The organism is Microbispora corallina, from assembly GCF_016863035.1.
Taxonomy (GTDB): Bacteria; Actinomycetota; Actinomycetes; order Streptosporangiales; family Streptosporangiaceae; genus Microbispora; species Microbispora corallina.
The window spans coordinates 124,108-145,137 of record NZ_BOOC01000014.1; the positions used below are offsets into that span (position 1 = coordinate 124,108).

Sequence of the window (21,030 nt, forward strand, 5' to 3'; positions counted from 1 at the left end):
CGGTCAGGTAGGGCCCCACGGTTTTCCCCGTTTTGGCGAGAAGGCCCGCCACGGAGGCTGGTATTCAGGCGCCGGGGTCCCTCGGCAGTGAGGGGAACGGGCCGGCGTCCACTTCTCGCCGTGCACTAGGAAGCGCCGATGAACAGCATAGTGAAACGGATGGAACACGCCGAGCGTGTCGCCGAGCGCGCGCTCGGGCATCAGCGGCAGTTCGCCGCGGACGCGTCCCATGAGCTGCTCACGCCCATCGCCGGCATACGCGCGCAACTGGAGGTCGCCCGTCTCTACCCGGACGACGTGTCCGAGGCGATCGAGGGGGCACTGCGGGCCACCAGCAGGCTGGAGGCGATCGTCGCCGACCTCCTGCTGCTCGCCGGGATCGGCGCCGCGACCCTGGCCGAGAGCGAGGAGATCGATCTCGGTCAGCTCGTCGCCGCGGAGCTGGGCCGCCGGCCCGGCCGCCGCCCGACCCGGCTCCACCTCACCTCGAGGGTGATCGTCGGAGGGCTGCGGCCGCTGCTGTCCCGCATGGTGACGTGCCTGCTCGACAACGCCGAACGGCACGCCGCCACCTCCGTCCACGTCGAGGTGCGCAGGGAGGGCGAGCGGGCCGTGCTCGCGGTCACGAACGACGGGGAGGCGATCCCCGAGGCGGAGCGCGAGCGGGTCTTCGACCGGTTCTACCGCAGGGACGCGGCCAGGAGCAGGAGCAACGGCGGCCCCGGACTCGGGCTCGCCATCGCCCGGGAGGTCGCCGAGGCCCACGGAGGCCGCATCGCCGTCCAGGACGCCGAGCCCGGGAGCCGCTTCGTCGTCAGCCTTCCCCTCGCGCCCTCCGGCGAGGTCGTCGTCTCGTTCGCACGGAGGGCCCCGGTGATCAGGTCGCGCGCCGCGTCGTCCGGGCAGGGTCCCACGCCTCCGCCCGGTGTCGCGGCGCGCGGCCGCTTCACCGAGCGCGGCGAGGCCGCCGCGGGATGTCGTCGTGATCCCGCCTGTGCCCCCCGGCGGCCTTCCGCGCGGTCACCCATGCCGCGATCTGCGTGCGGGAGCTGAAGCCGAGCTTTGTCAGGATGTGCTCGACGTGGCCCTCGGTGGTGCGCTGCGCGATCACCAGCGCGGAGGAGATCTCCTTGTTGCTGAAACCCTGGGAGATCAGTTCCGCGATCTCCCGCTCCCGCCCGGTCAGCGGCGACGGCTCGGGCCCGGCCCGCTCCCCACGCCCCGGGCGATCCTCCCCGAGCCTCTCGTCCGGCTCCGCGCCCGGCGCCTCGTCCGGCCGCGATCCGAGCGCCTCGGCGACGGCGTCGTCGAGCGTCAGGCGCTCGCCCTGCCGCAGGGCCCGGTCGAAGGCCCGCTCGCCCATCCTCTCGCGCAGGGCGATCACGCACCGTTCGTGGGACTGCGAATAGCTCGCCACCCGCTGCGTCGACACCCCCGCCGCCCGGCACAGCTCCTCGGCCACGCCGAGCATGCGTGCCGCGGAGGCGTCGCGGCGCCCGGTCTCGAAGATCCAGCCGAGCACCTCGAAGGTGGTGGCGAGCGCGAGCCGGTCGTCGAAGTCCCGGCCGACCACCAGGCTCTCCCTGGCCAGGCCCGTCGCCCTCTCCGCGTCCCCGCGCTGCCAGGCGTGGACGGCGACCACCGTCAGCACCCAGGACCTGATCCAGCTGTCCCCGCCGCTTTCGGCAAGGGCTAGGCTCCGCTCGAACAGCCGCCGCTCCCGGTCCTCCTCGCCGAGGCTGCCTGCCGTGGCCGCGAGCGTCAGCAGGCCGACGAGGGCGGCCAGACCGTCCCCGGCCGCGGTGTGCCCGGCCACGGCCTCCTCCAGCAGGACGGCCGCCCGCGCGTAGTCGCCGTGCTGGTGGGCGGCGATGCCGGAGACCAGCGAGCCCAGGGCCAGGCCCTTCGCGTGGCCCAGCTTCTCCGCCAGCGCGAGGCCCTCGCCGACGAGAAGCTCGGCCACGGCGGTGTCGCCCTGCATGAACGCCAGCTGCGCGTCCGCGCACAGCGCCTCGGCCCGTACGGCGGTGGGCTCCGGGGCCGACTTCAGCAGCAGGTCGAACCAGTGGCGTCCCTCGCTGTAGAACGCGTTGGGCAGCCAGTAGGTCTCGTACAGCAGGGCCGCCATGAGCAGCCCCACGTCGGCCTCGCCCCGCTCGTGCAGGCAGAACTCCAGGGCGCCGCGCAGGTGCGCCTGCTCCAGCCGCAGCCGGGCGAACCACCCGGCCTGGGCCGGGCCGAACCACTCGCCGGCCGCCCGCTCCAGCAGTGCCAGATAATGGTCGCGGTGGCGGCGCGCCAGCGACCGCCGCTCGTCGGGGCCGTCGAGCCGCAGCCGGCCGAACTCCCGCAGCGTCTCCAGCATGCGGTAGCGGACCTCGCCGTGATGCTCCTCGCGCAGCAGCAGCGACTTGTCCAGCAGCGCGTCGATCAGGTCGAGGACGTCCTCCGGCTCCACGTCGCCGCAGACGCAGACGTCCTCCACGGCCTCGAGGTCGAAGTGGCCGGGGAAGACCGACATGCGGCTCCACAGCGTCCGCTCCGGCGGCGACAGCAGCTGGTAGCTCCAGTCGACCAGCGCGTGCAGGGTCCGCTGGCGCGGCGCGACCGTACGGCTCCCGCTCGTCAGGCAGGCGTACCGGTCGGTGAGGCGCTCGACCAGCGTGCCGACCGACAGCGCCCGCAGCCGGACCGCCGCGAGCTCGATCGCCAGGGGGATCCCGTCCAGCCGCCGGCACAGCTCGACCACGTCCGCCGTGGTGTCCGGGGTGAGGCGGAAGCCGGGCACCACGGCGGACGCCCGCTCCACGAAGAGGCACACCCCGTCGTACAGCTCCAGCGCCCTGCCCGTGAGCGGCCGGCCGGGCTCGGGCAGCGCGAGCGGCGCCACCCGCATCTGGTGCTCGCCGATGATCCCGAGGGACTGCCGGCTGGTCGCCAGGATGCGCAGGTCGGGCACACCCCGCAGGAGGCGGTTCGCGAACGACGCGCAGGCATCGCGCAGGTGCTCGCAGTTGTCGAGGACGAGCAGGGTCCGCTGCCCGGTGAGCACCCTGGCCAGCGCGTCGACCGGGTTGATCTCGGACTGCACCCCCAGGGTGGCCGCGACCGTCTCGGCCACCAGGGCCGGGTCGTCGAGGGCGGTCAGGTCCACCAGCCAGACGGCGTCGAACGCCCGGTGCTGCTCGGCGGCCGCCCGCAGCGCGAGCCGGGTCTTGCCGACGCCGCCCACTCCCGTGAGGGTCACCAGACGCGAGACCGACAGCAACCGGCGGATCTCGGCCAGCTCACGCCTGCGGCCCACGAAGCTGGTCAGGTCGGCCGGAAGGTTGCCGATCTGACGGACCAGCGCCGCCGGAATGGCCACATTTCCACGCTAGGCGGAGACGAAGCGCCAGGTCAAACCTGGCGACCTTGGTCCGGCGGCCGCGTCCCGCCGGCGAGTGCCCGCCCTCGTGCGGGACCGTACGGGGCCGGGGTCGGCGCGTTCCGGGCGTGACCCGCGGCCGGGGCCGGGGAACCGCCCGTCCGGGCGGGCGGCGCGAACACCGTTCAGCGCTTACTCTCGATGTGTGAGCAGCGAGTCGTCAGCGAACAAGTGGATCTCCGCATTCCTCACGCCGCGGGTCCAGGACGGCACCGATCCGTCGCTGCTCCGGGCGTCCGACGCCGACCGGGAGCGCGTGCTCGCCGTCCTCGCCGAGGCGGTCACGGACGGACGGCTCACCCCGCTCGAACACGAGGAGCGCGTCGACCAGGCGTGCGCCGCCCGGACGCTGGGCGAGCTGGCCGCGCTCACGGCCGACCTGCTGCCCCCGGAGAGCCAGCCGTTCCGTGTCGACAACCGGCCGGTGACCGCCTTCTTCCGGTCCGAGAGCCGTACGGGCCGGTGGGTGGTGCCGTCCCAGGTGCCCGTCACCTCGCTGGGCGGCAAGGTCACGATGGACCTGTGCGAGGCGCTGCTCCAGTCGCGCCGGGTGGTCGTCCAGCTCGCCGTCATGGCCGGCACGGTCACGCTCGTCGTCCCCGAGGGCGTCCGCATCGTCACGGCGCCCTCCGCCCGGGTCCGCACCGTCAGGAACGAGGTGCGGCTCCCGCCGGGCGCGACCGGCCACGCGCCGGACGCGCCCGTGATCGAGCTGGCCGGGTTCGTGGTCGGCGGCAAGGTCGTCGCCCGGTCGCCGAAGCGGCCGCGGCGTGGACTGTTCCGCCGCGGCTGATCCCCGGGTCCGGGGCTTTCCCGGCGGCGGGCTTACACGGCGGTTGGGCTCGGACGGCGGTTGGGCTCAGACGGCGGTGTCGAAGTTGATCGCGCTGTAGGCGCCGAGCTTCCAGAGCTGGTGCTCGCTCTCGATCTTCCGGATGGTCCCGGAACGACCCCGCATGACCAGCGAGTGCGTGACGGCCGCGCCGCCCTGGAAGCGCACGCCGTACATGAGCTCGCCGTCGGTGATCCCCGTGGCGGCGAAGAACACGTCGTCGGAGCGGACGAGGTCGTCGGTGGTGAGCACCCGGCCGAGGTCGAGCCCGGCGTCGAGCGCGCGGGCGCGCTCGTCCTCGTCGCGGGGCCAGAGCCTGCCCTGGATGACGCCGTCCATGCACTTCATCGCGCAGGCCGCGACGATGCCCTCCGGCGTGCCGCCGATGCCGAGCATCAGATCCACGCCGGTGCCGGGGCGGGCCGCCATGATCGCGCCGGCCACGTCGCCGTCCGTGATGAACCGGATCCGGGCGCCGGTCTCCCTGATCTCCTTCACGATCCGCTCGTGCCGGGGCCGGTCGAGGATGACCACCGTCACGTCGGACGGCTTGGCGCCCTTGGCCCTGGCCACGGCCCTGATGTTGTCCGCGACCGGGGCGTCGATGTTCACGTGCTCGGCGGCCTGCCGGCCGGTCACCAGCTTCTCCATGTAGAAGACCGCCGACGGGTCGTACATCGAGCCCCGCTCGCTCACCGCGATCACCGACACCGCGTTGTTCATGCCAAGCGCGCACAGACGGGTGCCGTCGATCGGGTCCACGGCCACGTCGCACTCCGGACCGGTGCCGTCGCCGACCTCCTCGCCGTTGTACAGCATCGGCGCGTTGTCCTTCTCGCCCTCGCCGATCACCACCACTCCCTGCATGGAGACGGTGTTGATCAGCTGGCGCATGGCGTTGACGGCCGCGCCGTCCGCCCCGTTCTTGTCGCCGCGGCCCACCCAGCGGGCCGCGGCCATCGCCGCCGCCTCCGTCACCCTCACGAGCTCGAGAGCCAGATTCCGGTCGGGCGCGTGTTCCCCCGTGGCCAGCGCGGCCGGCACGTGATCAGACATCGATCCCCTTAGCTGGAAGGTTCCCGTTCCTCACTGATCGTAGTTGTCCGGGCGCTTCTTGTCCGATTGGTCTGTACCTGTCCCCGCTGGTGGGGGCCCATTTGGCCCGTGACGCCCCAGGACGGGCAGGCCGGGGATATCGTCGCGGCATGAGCAGCGACACCGAGCGAACGGTTACAGCGCGCACGTCGGACCGCGGCGCGGCCACGCGTGGGGCGCTCCTCGACGCGGCGAAGGAGACCTTCGTCACGAGCGGATTCGCCGAGGCGGGCGTCACGGAGGTCGTGGCGCGGGCCGGCGCCAGTGTCGGCAGCCTCTACCATCACTTCTCCGGCAAGGCCGACCTCTACCTCACCCTCTTCGAGGAGTTCCAGAAGCGGCAGACCCAGCGGACCCGGCAGGCCGTCCAGGACGCGCGGGCCGCCGGCGAGACCGACCCGATGCCGCAGTTCCTCGCCGCCGCCCGCGCCTACCTGGACGGATGCCTCGCCGAACGCGATCTCGCGGCGCTGTTCCTGCGCGGTGACGCGCCCCCCGGCTTCGAGGTCATCATGCGGGACCGGCTGCGGCAGTGGGCCAGGCGGACCGCGGCCCTTTTCGAGCACGAGGACGCCCTGGTCGTCGTGGTCACCGGCGCCCTCGCGGCCGTCGTCCAGGAGGTGACGCTCTCGGACGACCCCGAGGCCGCCCGCCGCATGGCCGAGGAGGCGCTCGCCATCATCGGCCGGATCCACCGGACCTGACGGCGCCTTTCCACCCCGGCCGCCGACGACCCCCTGAGCCGAGGCCGGCCGCGCTCGCCGCGCCGTACGTTGTCCACAGGCGGTGGAGGCCGAGTCGGGGACCGGCCCTTCCGGCCGGTAGTCTCATGATCGTGAGTCGGTTCACCCAGGGCTTTCTCGGCTACGCGTTCGCGCTGTTCGTGGTCCTCGCCGGTGTGGGGCTCTTCCTGCTCGTCACCCCGCAGGACCGCACAGAGCACATCCCGCGGGTGGACTACTCGATCGACCAGGTCAACGCCGCGCGCAGCGCGCCGTACGAGGTCGTCGCCCCGCGCCAGGTGCCGGCCGACTGGGTGCCGAACAGCTCGACGCTGACCCAGGACGGCGGGGTGACGTGGCGGCTCGGCTTCGCCACCGCGAAGCGGGAGCACGCGATGGTGGCGCAGAGCGACGAGCGGCCGCCGGGCGCGTTCGCGAACCGCATGGCCAACACCGAGACGGCCAGTGGCAGCCTCCGGATCGGCGCGGTCACCTGGCAGGAGCGCGTCCGCCCCGACAAGAACCAGCGGTCGCTGGTGCGGGTCCTCCCCGACCACACGGTCGTCGTCACCGGCACCGCCGGCTGGGACGAGCTCAGCGCGCTCGCGGCCAGCCTGTCCCCGCAGGCCAAGCCCGCCGCCACGCCCTCCGGCTGACCTCCGCCTGACCTCCGCCTGACCTCGGGGGCCCGCATGCCTCGATCGCGCGACGGGGAGTCGTCTCTCAGAAGGGGGCCTCGTCGGAGCCGGCCGCCTGGGGCTCCTGACGCTGGGCCATCGCGGCCGCCAGCTTGGCCCGGGCGCCCTGCAGCCACTCCTCGCAGACGGCGGCCAGCCGCTCGCCCCGCTCCCACAGCTCGATCGACTGCTCCAGCGTGAGCCCGCCGGTCTCCAGCCGCCGGACCACCTCGGTCAGCTCCTCGCGAGCCTGCTCGTACGACGGCGCCTGCTTCTCCTCAGCCACGACCCCCACCCTAGAGGTCGCCCCCGACAGTCGCGTCCATCGGCGTGATGTCGACGACACCTGTCCGTTTTGGGCATATAAGTAGTGATTTGAACGTTTTAACCACGTACCAATCCCATGACCGACAGATGAACCGGGGGGTCATCTCTATGTGCGGCATAACCGGCTGGGTGGACTACGGACGCGACCTCTGGCAGGAGCGGGGGACCGTGCAGGCCATGACCGACACGATGGCGTGCCGCGGACCGGACGCCGAGGGCACGTGGATCGACCGGAACGTCGCGTTCGGCCACCGCCGGCTGGCCATCATCGACATCGAGGGCGGACGCCAGCCGATGCTCGCGGAGGCCGACGGCCGCCTCGTCGCCGCGCTCACCTACAGCGGCGAGGTCTACAACTTCCGCGAGCTCAGGGCGGAGCTCACCCAGCGGGGACACCGGTTCCGCACGCAGAGCGACACCGAGGTCGTCCTCGAGGCGTACCTGGAGTGGGGCGAGGACTTCGCCGACCGGCTCAACGGCATGTACGCCTTCGGCATCTGGGACGCCCGCACCGAGGAGCTCCTCCTCGTCCGCGACCGGATGGGCATCAAGCCCCTGTACTACCACCCGACCTCGAACGGCGTCCTGTTCGGCTCCGAGCCCAAGGCCATCCTGGCCAACCCGCTCGTCGAGCGCGTCGTCGACGCCGACGGCCTCCGCGAGATCCTCTCGTTCGTCAAGACACCGGAGAACGCCGTCTTCCGCGGCATGTACGAGGTCCGTCCCGGCCAGATCGTGAAGGTGCGCCGCGAGGGCCTGAGCAAGCGCCGCTACTGGAAGCTGGAGTCCCACGAGCACACGGACGACCTGGGCACGACCGTGCGGACGATCCGCGACCTGCTCGACGACATCGTGGCCCGGCAGCTCATCTCCGACGTGCCGCTGTGCACGCTGCTGTCCGGCGGCCTCGACTCCAGCGCCGTCACCGCGCTCGCCGCCCGCGCCCTGGAGGGCCAGGGCAGGGTCCGGTCGTTCTCGGTGGACTTCGCCGGCTACGCCGAGAACTTCCAGCCCGACGACACCCGCGACACGCCCGACACCCCCTACGTCCACGACGTGGTCCGCCACGTGGGGTCCGAGCACACGGACATCGTGCTCGACTCGGCCGACCTGATGGACGCGGGCGTCCGGCGGGCCGTCCTGCGGGCCCGCGACCTGCCGCTCGGCATCGGCGACATGGACACCTCGCTCTACCTGCTGTTCAAGGCCATCCGCAGGCACTCCACGGTGGCGCTGTCGGGCGAGTCGGCGGACGAGGTCTTCGGCGGCTACCGCTGGTTCCACGACCCGGAGGCCGTCCACGGCGACACCTTCCCGTGGCTCGCCGTCCCCGGCGTCACCGGCCTGACGACGCGCGGCGAGTTCCTGGAGGAGCACCTGCTGCGCAAGCTGGACATCCCGGCGTACCGCGCCGACAGCTACCAGCGGGCGCTCGCCGAGGTGCCGCGCCTGCCGGGCGAGACCGGGCTGGAACGGCGGATGAGGGAGATCAGCTACCTCCACCTCACCCGGTTCGTCCAGATCCTGCTCGACCGGAAGGACCGGATGAGCATGGCCGTCGGCCTCGAGGTCCGCGTGCCGTTCTGCGACCACCGCCTGGTCGAGTACGTCTTCAACGCCCCGTGGGCCATGAAGACGTTCGACGGCCACGAGAAGAGCCTGCTGCGCGCCGCCGCGGCCGACGTGCTGCCGCGCTCAGTCGTCGAACGGCGCAAGGTGCCCTACCCCTCCACGCAGGACCCGGCGTACGAGCGGGCACTGCGGGGGGAGGTGACCCGGCTGCTGGACGGCGGCGACTTCGCCGCGGCCGCCCTCGTGGACGCGGGCAAGGTGCGGGACATGCTCGACCAGCCCATCGGCGCCGTGAGCTTCCAGGGCGCCCGGACCTCGCTGGAGGGCCTGCTCCAGCTCAACGCCTGGCTGGAGAACTACGGCGCCCGCGTCTCCATCTGATCGCCGCGCCGCCCGAGGCCCGGCCCCGCGCCGGGCCTCCGGCATGCGTCAGAGGGGCAGTGTGCCGGAGCCGGGGTTCCGGCATGGCGGTGTGCCGGAGCCGGGTTTCCGGCATGCGTCAGAGGGGCGGTTCGCCGGGGAGGGCCGTCACGCCGAGGCGATCGTCGGAGAAGCGGATGGTCAGCTCGTCGCCGGGCTTGACGTCGGCCGCGAGCCGGACGACCTCCCCGGAGGGCCGCTGCGCGATGGCGTAGCCGCGCTCCAGCGTGGCGGCGGGCGAGAGCGCCACGAGCCGGGCACGCAGGTGCTCCAGCGAGTCGGACGAACGGTCGAGGGACGCGGTCAGGCACCTGCGGGACCGGTCGCGCAGGGCGTCGATCTGCTCGGCCCGCCGGTCGAGCTCGCGCACCGGGTCGGCCAGGGACGGCCGAGACCGCACCGACTCCAGCCAGGACAGCTCGCGCTCGACCCAGCCGCGCACGACCCGGCGGCCCCGGTCCCTGAGCTGATGGACGAGGGCCAGTTGCTCGCCCACGTCGGGGACGACCTTCTTGGCCGCGTCGGTCGGGGTCGAGGCCCGCACGTCGGCGACAAGGTCGAGCAGCGGAGTGTCCTGCTCGTGGCCGATCGCGCTGACCACGGGCGTGCGGCAGGCCGCGACCGCCCGGACCAGCGCCTCGTCGGAGAACGGCAGCAGGTCCTCCAGGGAGCCGCCGCCCCTGGCGACGATGATGACGTCCACCTCGCGGTCGGCGTCGAGCCTGCGCAGCGCCTCGGTCACCTCGCCCACGGCGTACGGTCCCTGGACGGCCACCTGCTCCACCTTGAACCGGACGGCCGGCCAGCGGCGGCGTGAGTTCTCCAGCACATCGCGCTCTGCGGCCGAGTCACGCCCGCAGATCAGCCCGATCGTGCCCGGCAGGAACGGCAGCCGCCTCTTGCGGTCGACGTTGAACAGGCCCTCGGCGGCCATCACCTGCCGGAGCCGTTCGAGCCGGGCCAGCAGCTCGCCCACGCCGACAGGCCGTATCTCCAGCGCGGTGAACGCGAACGACCCCTTGTTGACCCAGAAGTCCGGCTTGACGTGCATGACCACGCGCGCGCCGTCCACCGGGCGGGGCACGCTCGCCTCGTAGACGCCGCGCGAGCAGGTGATCCGGGCCGACACGTTGGCCACCGGGTCGCGCAGGGTGAGGAAGACCGTGCCGCCGCGCGCGGTCAGCTCGGTGATCTGCCCCTCCACCCAGACGGTGCCCAATTTGCCGATCCACTGGGCCACCATCTGGAGCACCGACCGGATCGGCAGCGGCGCCTCAGGGGACGTCTTCGCGCTCACAGGCCCTCCTCGCCGGCGGGCGGCGTGGCGCCCGCCGCCCGCTCGCCGTCCCGCATCCGCAGGTTAGCCGTCGCCGCCGACATTCCGCGGGGCGGTCGAGGTCAGGACTCGCTCCGCAGCTTCGACAGCCGGTTCTGGAACAGGCGGACGACCTCGGGCCGGTTGGCGTTCGCCTGCTCGTAGTCGAGCAGGTCGTGCACCTGCTCCATGGACTTGCCGCGCAGCCGCGCGCGCAGCGAGGCCACGGTCAGGTCCGCGTAGCCCGGCATCGGCTCGCCCTGCCCGTTCGCGCCCGAGGCGGACGGCGTGGCGGCGCCCGTGTCCGTCACCGGTCCCTCGGCGGCCGTCCCCGCGGACGGTCCGGCGGCGGGGGCCGTGCCGGTGACGTCGTCCGCGGCGGCCGCCTTGGCCCGGCTCCTCGACGGCGTGGCCGAGGCGCCCTTCGCGGCGCCGCTCCGGCTGCGCGTCGTCTTGGCGGGCGTGGCCGTGGTCTCCGCGTCCTTCGCTCCGGTGGTGGCGGCGTCGGCGCCCGTGCCCTCCGCGGCCGTCGTGGCGGCCTTCGCGCGGGTCGTGCGCGCGGCCGTGCCGCGGCCGGCGGTGCTCCTCGTCCGCTTCGCGCCACTCTCAGCGGCGGTCGCGGGGGTTCCGGAGGTCTCGGAAGAGATCTCGGCAGCGGTCTCGCCCGCGGCGGGGGTCGCCTCGGCGGGCGTGGCGGCGGCAGAGGTGGAGGCGGCGGCGGTGGTCCCGCGCGCCCTGCTCGTCCGCGTCGTGCGGGTGGCGCGCGCCGGCTTGGCCGGCGTCTCCGCGGGCGTCTCCTTCGCGGCCGGCTCGGCCTGGCGGTCCAGGACCGCGGCGACGGCCGGCGGCTCGGCCTCGACCGGTACGGCGGGCAGGTCGAGCTTCTCCGTCTCGGCCGGGGCCGCGACCTCGGCCTCCTCCGCGCTTTCGGGCTTCTCCGCGACCTCGGCCTTCTCCGCGGGCGCGGTGACGGCGGCGGCCTCCGCGACGTCGGACGGCGCGGGAGCCGGGGCCTCCTCGGCCTTCGCGGCCGGAGCCTCCTCGGCCTTCGCCGACGGGCGGGGCGCGAAGATGACGGGTTCCCGGCGCTCGGCGCGCGGCTCGGCGGCCTCCTCCCGGCTCTCCTCCTCCCGCTCCTCGCCGCCCGAGAGGCGCTTGATGGACGAGCGGACCCGGTCGCCGAGCAGCAGCGCCTGCCCGACCCCGTTCAGCGCCGTCTGGAACACGAAGACAGGCAGGTCCTTGGCCTTCTCCCGTAGCTGGTCGCGGTTTTCCAAGGCGTCGCGCAGTGGCTTCGTAATGGCTCTAAGGACGGACATGACAGCTCCCGGGGAGATCTGTTCTCAGACATCCAGTCTCGCAAGACCGGGGTCAAGAGGCAGGTGGCGTTCCCCATAGCATAGGAACATGGACGAGCACACCCAGACGCATCGCCGTGTCCTGGTCGCCAAGCCGCGCGGTTACTGCGCGGGAGTGGACCGCGCCGTCGAGACGGTCGAGCGCGCGCTGGACCGGTACGGCGCGCCCGTCTACGTGCGCAAGCAGATCGTGCACAACACCCACGTGGTGAAGGGGCTGGAGGCCCGCGGCGCGATCTTCGTCGACGAGACCGAGCAGGTGCCCGAGGGCGCCATCGTGATCTTCTCGGCGCACGGCGTGGCCCCGAGCGTCCACGAGGAGGCGGCCGCCCGGGGGCTCAGGACGATCGACGCGACCTGTCCGCTGGTGACGAAGGTGCACAACGAGGCCAAGCGGTTCGCGGCCAAGGACTACGACATCCTGCTGATCGGCCACGAGGGCCACGAGGAGGTCGAGGGCACCGCGGGTGAGGCCCCGGCGCACATCCAGCTCGTGGACGGCCTCGAGGGCGTCGACGGCGTCACCGTGCGCGACCCGGACAAGGTCGTCTGGCTCTCCCAGACCACGCTGTCGGTCGACGAGACCACCGAGACCGTCGCCCGGCTGCGCACCCGCTTCCCCAACCTGATCGACCCGCCGAGCGACGACATCTGCTACGCCACCTCCAACCGTCAGACGGCCGTCAAGCAGATCGCGGCCGAGTCAGAGCTCGTCATCGTCGTCGGCTCGACCAACTCCTCCAACTCCAAGCGGCTGGTGGAGGTGGCCAAGGACTACGGCGCCGACGACGCCCACCTCGTCGACGACGCCTCGCACCTTCGCGACGAGTGGCTGGAGGGCGTGACGACGGTCGGCCTGACCAGCGGCGCCTCGGTGCCCGAGGAGCTGGTGGACGGCGTCCTGCGGGCGCTCGCCGAGCGTGGCTTCACCGACGTCCAGGAGGTCGAGTCGGTCAAGGAGAGCATGCGCTTCGCGCTGCCCCACGAGCTGCGCCGCGACCTGCGCACCGCCGGCTCCGCCTGAGCCCACGAACCCCGGGCGGGCCGGTCGGCGGCCGTGGTCACTCGTCCGCGGTCGTGCCGTACACGCGGGGCTCGAAGTAGCCCTCGGGCTCGGGGTCGAAGCCGGACCGGCGGGCCCGCCGTCCCCGTGACGCGGGCGCGGCGGCGGCCGGGACGGGAGCGTCCCCCCGGGTGTCCTGCCGCAGCTCGCGGATGTTGTCCGGCAGCCCCCGGAACCAGCCGGCGGCCAGCGCCAGCGCCGACCCGGCGAACAGCCACGGCGCGCCGGACGACAGCGCCGTGAACAGCCCCAGCCCCAGGGTCTGCACCATCGAGCCGGACCCCAGCGACCGTACGGCCTCCACGAGCAGGGTGGCGGCGAAGAAGACCAGCGGGGGCGTGACCACCAGCGGGAGCAGGTCCCGCGGCTGCACGAGCAGGACCGCCGCGAGGCATCCGGCGACGAACGCCGGGCCGGGGAGGCGGAGCAGCTGCCCCAGCAGCGTGACGGCGAAGAGCAGGACGATAGCTCCCCGGGCGGTCAGCCTGATCTGTGCTCGATCCGCGCCTGTCATCGAGCCCCCTTACGACAAGTCTCGCGTCAATTTACCGTTCTGACGATGGCCAGGAGGGGGGCTTACCTGCTCTTCACCTTCGAGTTCGGGCATCGCGACCTGCCGGGGGACCTCCTCGACGGGGTCCGGCCCGTCGAGGGGGTCGTCCACGAACCCGAGGTCGTTCATCTTGCGCGCGCTGACCAGCACGCGGCTCTCCAGCGAGCCGACCGTCTGGTTGTACGCGGCGACGGCCCGGGACAGGGCCTTGCCCAGGCCGTCCATGTGGCGTCCTAGGCCGCCGAGCCGTTCGTACAGCTCCTTGCCGAGGTCGAAGACGGCCTTGGCGTTCTCGCTGAGGGCGGCCTGCTGCCAGGCGTACCCGGCGGTGCGGAGCATCGTGATCAGCGTCGTCGGCGTGGCGATGTGGACGCGACGGCGCATGGCGTACTCCAGCAGTCCGGGGTCGCGCTCCAGAGCCGGGGCGAGGAACGCCTCGCCGGGGATGAAGAGCACGACGAACTCGGGCGACGGGCTGAACGCCTGCCAGTACGCCTTGGCCGCCAGCCGGTCGACGTGCTCGCGCAGGTGCCGGGCGTGCGCGTCGAGCCGGGCCGACCCGTAGTCGGGGTCGCCCGCCTCCGCCGCCTCCAGGTACGCGGCCAGCGACACCTTCGAGTCGACGACGATGTTCTTGCCGCCGGTCAGCCGTACCACCATGTCGGGGCGGACCAGGCCGTCGCGGGTGAACGCGGTCGTCTGCTCGTCGAAGTCGCAGTAGCGGGCCATGCCGGCGATCTCGGCCACGCGGCGCAGCTGGAGCTCCCCCCAGCGCCCGCGGGCCTCGGGCCGCTGCAGGGCCCGTACGAGGGCCGCCGTCTGGCCCTTGAGCTGCTCCGAGCTTTGCCGGACGAACTCCATCTGCTTGCTCAGCTCGGCGCGGGCGGCGCGGGCGCCGGACTCGCTCTCCCTGAGCTGGGCCTCGACCTTCGCCAGCGTCTCCCTGAGCGGGGTGACCAGGTTCTCGACGGCCTGCCTGCGCTGCTCCAGGTCGCCCGCGGCCTCGGCCCGGGTGGTGTTGAGCCGGTTCTCGGCGAGTTCGAGGAAGCGGAGGTTGTTGACGTCGAGGGCGTGCGCGGAGATGGCCTGGAACCGCTCCGACAGCTGGTTCTCCATGTAGGCGACCTTCTCCTCGGCCGCCCGCGCCCTCGCCTCGGCCTCCGCCACGCGGACGGCGGACCGCGCCGCGTCGCTCGCCGTACGGGTCCGGGCCAGGGCGAAACCGATCACGATCCCGGCGGCGAGACCCACGGCGAGCCACAGGGCGAGGGCCATCACATCCACGCTCCGGATCATTTCAGGCATTCCCCGCGTGCAGGGGGAGGCGCGCTCATCGGGGGACGTGCGCCGAGCCGCCCGCCGATGTCCCTTACACCCGCCCGGGCCCGTAAACTCGGCCTACGTGAGCCTGAGCATCGGCATCGTCGGCCTGCCCAACGTGGGCAAGTCCACGCTTTTCAACGCCCTGACCAAGAGCGGGAACGCGCTTGCCGCGAACTACCCGTTCGCCACGATCGAGCCGAACGTGGGCATCGTCGGCGTGCCGGACGCGCGGCTGGCGGCGCTCGCGGAGATCTACGGCTCGGCCCGCGTCCTCCCCGCGAAGGTGGAGTTCGTCGACATCGCCGGCCTGGTCAAGGGGGCGTCCGAGGGCCAGGGCCGGGGCAACCAGTTCCTCGCCAACATCCGGGAGACCGACGCGATCTGCCAGGTCATCCGGGTCTTCTCCGACCCCGACGTGACCCACGTCGACGGCGCCGTCTCGCCCGAGCGCGACATCGAGACGATCAACACCGAGCTGATCCTGGCCGACCTCCAGACGATCGAGAAGGCGCTGCCGCGCCTGCAGAAGGAGTCCAGGAACAACAAGGACCGCAAGGTCCTCCTGGAGGCCGCCGAGGCCGCCGCGAAGCTGCTCGACACCGGCACGACCCTGTACGCCGGCGCCAAGGGGGCCGGGATCGACCCCGCCGACCTGCGCGAGCTGCACCTGCTCACGGCCAAGCCGTTCCTGTACGTCTTCAACCTCGACGCCGACGAGCTGGTCGACACCGAGCTGCGCGCGAAGCTGTCGGCGCTCGTCGCGCCCGCCGAGGCCGTGTTCCTCGACGCGAAGATCGAGTCGGAGCTGGTCGAGCTGCCCGACGACGAGGCGCTCGAACTGCTGCAGTCGGTCGGCCAGGAGGAGTCCGGGCTGTCGCAGCTCGCCCGGGTCGGGTTCGAGACGCTCGGCCTGCAGACGTACCTCACGGCGGGCCCGAAGGAGACCCGCGCCTGGACGATCCGCAAGGGCGCGACCGCGCCCGAGGCCGCCGGCGTCATCCACACCGACTTCCAGCGCGGCTTCATCAAGGCCGAGGTCATCTCGTACGACGACCTCATCGAGGCCGGCTCGGTCGCCGCCGCGCGCGCCGTCGGCAAGGCGCGGATCGAGGGCAAGGACTACGTCATGCGCGACGGCGACGTGGTCGAGTTCCGCTTCAACGTCTGAATCAGCGCTGTCCGCCCTGCTCATGCCTCCGGGACCTCGTTCGGGGGCACATCTGGGGTGATCAGACGAGCCACGGCATCGAAGTGCTCGAAGTGCTCGATTTAGCCCCAGCGGCCAGCGTCGTAGGCATGGCGCCGGCGATGGGACAGGGCTGTCGTTCACTGCCCGAGAGGGCGGTAGCGGAGGTGTACGACGCCGTTTCGGAATCGGCGCTCACCGAGGAGTTCGAGGTCGGCGCGTATGCCGGTCGGCAGCCCTGGCTTGCCCCCGCCGACGACAACGGGCCAGATGAACAGTTGGCACTCGTCGACCAGGCCGGCCTGGAAAGCCTGCGTCGCGAGGTTGGCACCTCCTACGGTGAGATCGCTGCTGGCCGTGGCCTTCAGTTCGTGTACTGCGGCGGGGTCGAAATGGCGTTCAAGTCGGGTGTCGGCGGTTGACACCGCGGCGAGGGTCGTGGAGTACACGACCTTGTTCGCCGCCTGCCAGGCGCTCGCGAAGTCGGCCATGAGGTCGGACTGCGCGGCCAGAGCGGCGTTGGTTTCCCAGACGGCCATCGCCTCGTACAGGCGCCGTCCGTAGAGAAACGTGCCCACAGACCGCAGGAGGTCCGTGGTGAACGCGAATACCTCGTCGTCGGGTGGGAACCAGTCGAAGGCGCCGCGTTCGTCCTCGATGTAGCCGTCAAGCGACACGTTCGTCACGTAAATCAGCTTTGCCATGCCTCAACCTCTCGATGATTAGCTGCAACAGCCTGGACATTCATCAGCGTGGCGTCCAGCTTGGTGAACGCTTGGCGCCAACCCTCCTCGCTGGGGTGCGCCAGGTGTTCGGGGAGCCACTGGCGGATCTCCAGTCGCGTCCGTCCGTCAGCCTCGTCGTAGAACTCGACCCGCAGTCTCGTCTCGAACGGCTCGATGTCCTCCGGCAGCCGGCCACTGACGTGCATGACGCCTTCGAGTAGTTCGCCATCGGCGACCTCGGTGAGGTCGACGTGGATGTGCACGCGAATGCCGGGGTCGGCTGCATTGACCTCTGTCCACCGTTGATAGCCGCCGGGGCGCACGTCGAACTCAATCTCATCGCGGGGCAGTGAGTTGCCGATCGGGCCCCACCACGCCGCCAGGTGGTCGGGATCGGTGAAGGCCCGGTAGACGAGCTCCCGCGGCGCGTCGAACACACGCGAGATGACAAGCTGCGAAGTTTCGCTTTTCATTGGAGCTCCTTGGGGTCGTCGTCCATCTGGTCCGTTGCCCGTCCGGCGGCCTGCACCGCGGCGAGGTGGGCATCGAGGCGGGTGAGGGACGAGTCCCAGAACCGCCGGTAGCGCTCGATCCAGTCGGCCGCCTCACGCAGCGGGGCAGCCTCGAGGCGGCTCGCGCGCCACTTGCCCGACCGCGACCGCGAGATGAGCGCGGCGCGCTCGAGCACCTTCAGATGCCGTGACACCGCCGGCATCGAGATCGACAGAGGAGCGGTGAGCTCGGTGACCGTGGCGTCGCGTTCGGCCAACTCGGCGATGATCGCCCGTCGAGTCGGGTCGGCGAGCGCCGAGAACACCGCGCTGAGCTGATCGGTGCCAGCCATCGGAAGCCCCCTTCACTTAACGGATGTGTTAAGCGTATTGAAACGCGACTGATGTCGTCAACGGATGAGTCGCCGGGCAGGCTCGGTCCTGCCACCAACGCTGACGTGCTGCCGAACAACCTGCGGCAACACGGCGTCCGGTCTTCAAGGCGGCCCGAAGCCGGGCCGCACGCGCCGCCGTCACGGCAACGCCGCCGCCTCCCGCTGGCGCTCCCGGCGGCCGGCTAAAACCACGCCGAACGGCTGGCGCGGACGAGTCGAGGAGGGCCGCCGCGCGACAGTACAGCTTCGTTCACGGGGCGGCGGGCTGAGCTGGAACAGCCGCCCGTGCGGCACGGCGCGTGGTGGTGCCTCCGGCGGGGGCGCTCCGGCTCCGGGATGGCCTCGAACACAGGTGCGAGTGGTGGGGTGGCTGGGGTGGGTTCCCATCCCGCCTGCCATCGACCCAGGCAAGCCTGGCAGCCCGCCTCCTCCGCCGCAAGCCCGGCTGTGACCGTTGGCGTCCAAGCACCGTGGAAGGCGCACAGGCGAAGGGAGAGACACGTCAAGCCGGACTTGCACCTCCGTCGCTGGCCCGCCTGCCGCTTCGCGGTCGGGTCGATGGCAGACGGGATGGACGGGCAAGGTGTGGCGTGTACGCCTACCAAGGTTGCGGTGAACGGCTGCGCCGAGCGAGGCACGACCTCGGCCAGCGTCCGGTTCGACCGGAGACCAAGCGCGCGATCACCAGCAACTGCCTTTCAGCGGTCGACCTCGCTCGATGGGCGCAGCGCGGTCAGGAGGCTTTCGAGCTGGCCCCATGCCCGTGCGCTGGCAATGTGATCGATGTAATCGCGAGACTCGACGATGAGCCCGTCGCGAATACGGAGAACGAAGACACAGGGCACGGTGAACGCCTCTCCTGTCTCCTCCACGTGCCCCTGGTAAGCGAACTCGGCCACGATCACCTCCGGATCAGCGGTGTCGTGGATGATGATGTCGACCGGCTTACGGTTCAGCGTCCGGGCAAATGGCGGCGGCGCGGTGAAGTGCTCGTGCAGTTCGCTACGGCTCAGCAGCGGCGGCGGGTTGAGCGGGTGAAACGGGTGGGTGACATGGGTCTGTTCGGCATAGAGGTCGGCCAAATTTTCGTATGGCCCTTCGCAGACCCCATTCACCAGGCGGAGAAACACGTCACGCGGGCTACTGTGACCATCGCCGCCGTCCGGATCAACTCGGGAATCCATGGACCTCACCTTATCGATCTCCACTTCGACAGCCACCCGCACCGGCACGCCGCCCGCTCTGCTGGGCTGGGGCACGTATGGGGCACAAGACACCGTGAAACGTCAGCAACGAACGACCACCAACGTGAGACCCAGAAGGCCGCCCGATCAGCGCAACGAGCTCGACCGCCCAGGTCGGCGGAATGGCGGTCAGAGTTCCGCTTCAACGTCTGATTGCGGTTCATCGTCTCCTGGATGGATGTGGCCGCGCGGGGCGTTGCCAGGAGGCTTCGATGCAGCTGAACAGCGTTGCCGGGCGGGTTCAGCGGCCCTACGGTGATCGGGTGATGATCCGAGGCGCCGAGGACGGCGACTGGCCGGCGATCTACCCGTTCTTCAGCGAGATCGTCGCGGCGGGGCATTCGTACGCCTACCCCGAGGATCTCTCCCTTGAGCAGGCTCGGGGGCTGTGGATGGAAGCTCCTCCGGGGCGCACCGTCGTCGCGGTGGACGGTTCGACCGTTCTCGGCAGCGCCAAGATGGGCCCCAATCGCCCCGGGCGAGGAGCTCATGTCGCGACGGCCAGTTTCATGGTCCATCCGGCGCACTCCGGCCGTGGTGTCGGTCGCGCTCTTGGCGAGCACGTCATCGACTGGGCGCGTGGCGCCGGGTACCGAAGCATCCAGTTCAACGCGGTGGTCGAGACCAACGAGGTGGCCGTGCGATTATGGCGCTCGCTGGGCTTCCACGTGCTGGCCACCGTCCCGGAGGCGTTCGACCATCCGGAGCACGGTCTGGTCGGGCTGCATGTGATGTTCCTGGATCTGAAGGGTTCGGCGCAGCCGCCCGCAGGGCCGTCACACCGGTCCGCGCGGTGACGTTGATCGGCGCCGGAATCTGGACGTCTGAACCGGCGCCATCCGCCCTGCTCATGCCTTTGAGTCAGCAGTCACGCTGACCTCTCGCAGATGGCACACCGCTCGGCGGGCCGCCCCGGGGTCAGCCCTTGATCATCCAAGGTTGCCGTCTGGATTGTGCGGTCGTCTAAGATCCTTTCCGTGATGGGCCGATGATCACCAATCGGCCTTAGTGCCTGATATCAGCCGTGCGGCCGATATCGAGACGAGGGGACCTTGATGAGCGACTTAGGACGCCGGATCCGTCGCAGCACCCTGGCACTGCTGCTGACGGCATCCTGCGTCGTCGGGGGGACCACGGCGCTGTCGGCGCCGGCCCAGGCGGCCAACGGGTGCAGCGGCAGCCGGATCGAGCACATCCCGATGTACGACGAGAAGTACGGCACCCTGACGGCGTACCTGGACGTCTACTACGACAGCTCCACGGGCAACAACTGCGCCGCCACGGTCGCGACCGGTGAGGGGTACGGCACCCTCAAGGGCATGTACGTATTGCTGGTGAAGTGCTCGCAGACCACGCCCGACAGGACCTCCTGCACCAACATCGGCTCCAAGCGTGATCCGGCGTCATCCGGCACCTACGGCGATTACTACTACTACGCCGGCCCGGTGACGGTGTACTCGCCGAACAACTGCATCTTCGCGGAGGGTGGCATCGAGACGTATTACGCCTACAGCAGCCAGAGAACGCACTCGTATGCGTCGACCAGGGTAAGCACCGGTTATCAGGCATCGCACTGCTGACGGTGACCACCCGCTCGCGGTGCGATTCCGGCCATGTCGCAAGATGGCGATCGAAGCTCCGCTACGACGTCTGAACCCGTCCGCCTTTGGGTTCCCGGCGTGGGGCACGCGACGTGTCCGCCCCCGCCGACGCGTGAACGGAGGAGGGGCCGCTCGTCCGAGCGGCCCCTCCGTTGCCCGCCGATGAGCGGCTAGGCTTCAGGTTGGCAGTTCACCCGTGCTCTGCTGTGGCGGGCGCGGCCTCGGGAGGGTGTTCCAGCACCCTCTCGGGGGCCCGTCCGAGCCGGACGGCGCCTACTCGCAGAAGACGCGCACGCGGGCATCGGGCTGGTCGACCTCCACGGTCATCTCGTCGAGGTGCTCCACCAAAGCCTCGAGCTGTTCGGGCTTGAGCTGCGTCAGATCGAGCGGCACGCCCGACTTCATCAGCTCGGCGTTGGCCTTGCCCAGCGCCTGCGGCGGGATCAGGGCCGCCAGCCGCACGCCGGCCCGCAGCAACTGCAGCGGCACCCGCACGTTGACCCGCGTCGGCTCGTCGTCCTCGATGGCGTCCACCACGACTCGCAGATACTTCGCCTTGCCCTTCGGCCGGGCGTCGGGACCCGGCGCCGCCGTCGGCTGGTCCCGTTCGAGCGCGGCGATGAGCTGCTCCGCCTCCTCCGCGCTGATCTTGCCCTCGGCCAGCATGTCGAGGATGTCCTTGCGTTGTTCGTTCATCGGAACCT

21 protein-coding genes are annotated in these 21,030 nt (G+C 71.3%); 9 read left to right on the forward strand and 12 right to left on the reverse strand.

The genetic code is table 11. The features are described 5' to 3' along the window. The first annotated feature begins 159 nt into the window (after nt 1–159). Nucleotides 160–1,053 carry a sensor histidine kinase gene (locus Mco01_RS17370; protein ID WP_204057920.1) on the forward strand — a complete coding sequence of 298 codons (894 nt, stop codon included), beginning with the start codon at nt 160–162 and terminating at the stop codon, nt 1,051–1,053. Here Mco01_RS17370 and Mco01_RS17375 read toward each other — a convergent pair. Continuing rightward, nucleotides 947–3,367 carry an ATP-binding protein gene (locus Mco01_RS17375; RefSeq protein WP_239103687.1) on the reverse strand — a complete coding sequence of 807 codons (2,421 nt, stop codon included), beginning with the start codon at nt 3,365–3,367 and terminating at the stop codon, nt 947–949. The genes Mco01_RS17370 and Mco01_RS17375 overlap by 107 nt on opposite strands. Nucleotides 3,368–3,572: 205 nt before the next feature. Between Mco01_RS17375 and Mco01_RS17380 the strand changes: the two genes are divergently transcribed. Next, nucleotides 3,573–4,220 (forward strand): DUF1707 SHOCT-like domain-containing protein, encoded by a 648-nt coding sequence (locus tag Mco01_RS17380; protein ID WP_239103688.1) that lies wholly within the window; start codon nt 3,573–3,575, stop codon nt 4,218–4,220. Nucleotides 4,221–4,286: 66 nt separating this feature from the next. On the opposite strand, the gene glpX is transcribed toward Mco01_RS17380, so the two are convergent. After that, nucleotides 4,287–5,315, reverse strand: a complete 1,029-nt coding sequence (glpX, locus tag Mco01_RS17385) for a class II fructose-bisphosphatase (protein WP_204057921.1) — start codon at nt 5,313–5,315, stop codon at nt 4,287–4,289. Nucleotides 5,316–5,464: 149 nt separating this feature from the next. Between glpX and Mco01_RS17390 the strand changes: the two genes are divergently transcribed. Together Mco01_RS17390 and Mco01_RS17395 are read left to right on the forward strand one after the other, a co-directional pair. Next, on the forward strand, nt 5,465–6,058 hold the full coding sequence (locus Mco01_RS17390) for a TetR/AcrR family transcriptional regulator (RefSeq protein ID WP_204057922.1): 594 nt from the start codon (nt 5,465–5,467) through the stop codon (nt 6,056–6,058). A gap of 131 nt (nt 6,059–6,189) precedes the next feature. Then, nucleotides 6,190–6,732 carry a DUF4245 domain-containing protein gene (locus Mco01_RS17395; RefSeq protein ID WP_204057923.1) on the forward strand — a complete coding sequence of 181 codons (543 nt, stop codon included), beginning with the start codon at nt 6,190–6,192 and terminating at the stop codon, nt 6,730–6,732. A 67-nt stretch (nt 6,733–6,799) separates the two neighbouring features. On the opposite strand, the gene Mco01_RS17400 is transcribed toward Mco01_RS17395, so the two are convergent. Further along, nucleotides 6,800–7,039, reverse strand: coding sequence for an exodeoxyribonuclease VII small subunit (locus Mco01_RS17400; RefSeq protein ID WP_036332331.1), 240 nt, complete (start codon nt 7,037–7,039; stop codon nt 6,800–6,802). A gap of 149 nt (nt 7,040–7,188) precedes the next feature. On the opposite strand from Mco01_RS17400, the gene asnB reads away from it, so the two are divergent. Beyond that, nucleotides 7,189–9,033 (forward strand): asparagine synthase (glutamine-hydrolyzing), encoded by a 1,845-nt coding sequence (gene asnB, locus Mco01_RS17405; protein WP_204057924.1) that lies wholly within the window; start codon nt 7,189–7,191, stop codon nt 9,031–9,033. 118 nt (nt 9,034–9,151) lie between these two features. Here the strand turns inward: asnB and xseA are convergent, their stop codons facing one another. Continuing rightward, nucleotides 9,152–10,369, reverse strand: a complete 1,218-nt coding sequence (xseA, locus tag Mco01_RS17410; RefSeq protein ID WP_204057925.1) for an exodeoxyribonuclease VII large subunit — start codon at nt 10,367–10,369, stop codon at nt 9,152–9,154. Nucleotides 10,370–10,470: 101 nt separating this feature from the next. Continuing rightward, nucleotides 10,471–11,706, reverse strand: coding sequence for a DUF8129 domain-containing protein (locus Mco01_RS17415; protein ID WP_204057926.1), 1,236 nt, complete (start codon nt 11,704–11,706; stop codon nt 10,471–10,473). 88 nt (nt 11,707–11,794) lie between these two features. On the opposite strand from Mco01_RS17415, the gene Mco01_RS17420 reads away from it, so the two are divergent. Continuing rightward, a complete protein-coding gene (locus tag Mco01_RS17420) occupies nt 11,795–12,769 on the forward strand; it encodes a 4-hydroxy-3-methylbut-2-enyl diphosphate reductase (RefSeq protein ID WP_204057927.1) in 975 nt (324 codons plus the stop codon). A gap of 37 nt (nt 12,770–12,806) precedes the next feature. On the opposite strand, the gene Mco01_RS17425 is transcribed toward Mco01_RS17420, so the two are convergent. Beyond that, on the reverse strand, nt 12,807–13,322 hold the full coding sequence (locus Mco01_RS17425) for a DUF6542 domain-containing protein (protein WP_204057928.1): 516 nt from the start codon (nt 13,320–13,322) through the stop codon (nt 12,807–12,809). 9 nt (nt 13,323–13,331) lie between these two features. Continuing rightward, nucleotides 13,332–14,636 (reverse strand): DNA recombination protein RmuC, encoded by a 1,305-nt coding sequence (locus tag Mco01_RS17430; protein ID WP_239103717.1) that lies wholly within the window; start codon nt 14,634–14,636, stop codon nt 13,332–13,334. A gap of 127 nt (nt 14,637–14,763) precedes the next feature. Between Mco01_RS17430 and ychF the strand changes: the two genes are divergently transcribed. Further along, a complete protein-coding gene (gene ychF / locus Mco01_RS17435; RefSeq protein ID WP_204057930.1) occupies nt 14,764–15,852 on the forward strand; it encodes a redox-regulated ATPase YchF in 1,089 nt (362 codons plus the stop codon). Nucleotides 15,853–16,010: 158 nt separating this feature from the next. Here ychF and Mco01_RS17440 read toward each other — a convergent pair whose 3' ends face one another. From Mco01_RS17440 to Mco01_RS17455, 4 genes are all read right to left on the reverse strand, one after another. Next, nucleotides 16,011–16,574, reverse strand: a complete 564-nt coding sequence (locus Mco01_RS17440; protein WP_204057931.1) for a dihydrofolate reductase family protein — start codon at nt 16,572–16,574, stop codon at nt 16,011–16,013. Continuing rightward, the gene (locus Mco01_RS17445) at nt 16,562–17,068 is read right to left on the reverse strand and encodes an SRPBCC family protein (RefSeq protein WP_204057932.1); all 507 of its coding nucleotides are present in this window, start codon (nt 17,066–17,068) and stop codon (nt 16,562–16,564) included. Before Mco01_RS17445 ends, Mco01_RS17440 begins: the two co-directional genes overlap by 13 nt. Continuing rightward, nucleotides 17,065–17,439 (reverse strand): ArsR/SmtB family transcription factor, encoded by a 375-nt coding sequence (locus Mco01_RS17450; RefSeq protein WP_204057933.1) that lies wholly within the window; start codon nt 17,437–17,439, stop codon nt 17,065–17,067. The genes Mco01_RS17445 and Mco01_RS17450 overlap by 4 nt, the downstream gene beginning before the upstream one ends. Nucleotides 17,440–18,179: 740 nt before the next feature. Next, on the reverse strand, nt 18,180–18,665 hold the full coding sequence (locus tag Mco01_RS17455) for a nuclear transport factor 2 family protein (protein WP_204057934.1): 486 nt from the start codon (nt 18,663–18,665) through the stop codon (nt 18,180–18,182). Nucleotides 18,666–18,937: 272 nt separating this feature from the next. Between Mco01_RS17455 and Mco01_RS17460 the strand changes: the two genes are divergently transcribed. Together Mco01_RS17460 and Mco01_RS17465 are read left to right on the forward strand one after the other, a co-directional pair. After that, on the forward strand, nt 18,938–19,522 hold the full coding sequence (locus tag Mco01_RS17460) for a GNAT family N-acetyltransferase (RefSeq protein WP_239103689.1): 585 nt from the start codon (nt 18,938–18,940) through the stop codon (nt 19,520–19,522). 258 nt (nt 19,523–19,780) lie between these two features. Beyond that, nucleotides 19,781–20,305 (forward strand): hypothetical protein, encoded by a 525-nt coding sequence (locus tag Mco01_RS17465; RefSeq protein WP_204057935.1) that lies wholly within the window; start codon nt 19,781–19,783, stop codon nt 20,303–20,305. 294 nt (nt 20,306–20,599) lie between these two features. Here Mco01_RS17465 and Mco01_RS17470 read toward each other — a convergent pair whose 3' ends face one another. After that, a complete protein-coding gene (locus Mco01_RS17470) occupies nt 20,600–21,022 on the reverse strand; it encodes an SHOCT-like domain-containing protein (RefSeq protein ID WP_204057936.1) in 423 nt (140 codons plus the stop codon). Nucleotides 21,023–21,030: the final 8 nt, after the last annotated feature.

What these genes read in the sequence shown, in the direction of transcription:
- Mco01_RS17370 (WP_204057920.1), top strand. Translation starts at nt 160, where the DNA reads ATGGAACACGCCGAGCGTGTCGCCGAGCGCGCGCTCGGGCATCAGCGG.
- Mco01_RS17425 (WP_204057928.1), bottom strand. Translation starts at nt 13,322, where the DNA reads ATGACAGGCGCGGATCGAGCACAGATCAGGCTGACCGCCCGGGGAGCT.
- Mco01_RS17420 (WP_204057927.1), top strand. Translation starts at nt 11,795, where the DNA reads ATGGACGAGCACACCCAGACGCATCGCCGTGTCCTGGTCGCCAAGCCG.
- Mco01_RS17440 (WP_204057931.1), bottom strand. Translation starts at nt 16,574, where the DNA reads ATGGCAAAGCTGATTTACGTGACGAACGTGTCGCTTGACGGCTACATC.
- Mco01_RS17470 (WP_204057936.1), bottom strand. Translation starts at nt 21,022, where the DNA reads ATGAACGAACAACGCAAGGACATCCTCGACATGCTGGCCGAGGGCAAG.
- Mco01_RS17460 (WP_239103689.1), top strand. Translation starts at nt 18,938, where the DNA reads ATGCAGCTGAACAGCGTTGCCGGGCGGGTTCAGCGGCCCTACGGTGAT.
- Mco01_RS17390 (WP_204057922.1), top strand. Translation starts at nt 5,465, where the DNA reads ATGAGCAGCGACACCGAGCGAACGGTTACAGCGCGCACGTCGGACCGC.
- glpX (WP_204057921.1), bottom strand. Translation starts at nt 5,315, where the DNA reads ATGTCTGATCACGTGCCGGCCGCGCTGGCCACGGGGGAACACGCGCCC.
- Mco01_RS17445 (WP_204057932.1), bottom strand. Translation starts at nt 17,068, where the DNA reads ATGAAAAGCGAAACTTCGCAGCTTGTCATCTCGCGTGTGTTCGACGCG.
- Mco01_RS17415 (WP_204057926.1), bottom strand. Translation starts at nt 11,706, where the DNA reads ATGTCCGTCCTTAGAGCCATTACGAAGCCACTGCGCGACGCCTTGGAA.
- Mco01_RS17450 (WP_204057933.1), bottom strand. Translation starts at nt 17,439, where the DNA reads ATGGCTGGCACCGATCAGCTCAGCGCGGTGTTCTCGGCGCTCGCCGAC.
- Mco01_RS17430 (WP_239103717.1), bottom strand. Translation starts at nt 14,636, where the DNA reads ATGGCCCTCGCCCTGTGGCTCGCCGTGGGTCTCGCCGCCGGGATCGTG.
- Mco01_RS17465 (WP_204057935.1), top strand. Translation starts at nt 19,781, where the DNA reads ATGAGCGACTTAGGACGCCGGATCCGTCGCAGCACCCTGGCACTGCTG.
- Mco01_RS17455 (WP_204057934.1), bottom strand. Translation starts at nt 18,665, where the DNA reads ATGGATTCCCGAGTTGATCCGGACGGCGGCGATGGTCACAGTAGCCCG.
- asnB (WP_204057924.1), top strand. Translation starts at nt 7,189, where the DNA reads ATGTGCGGCATAACCGGCTGGGTGGACTACGGACGCGACCTCTGGCAG.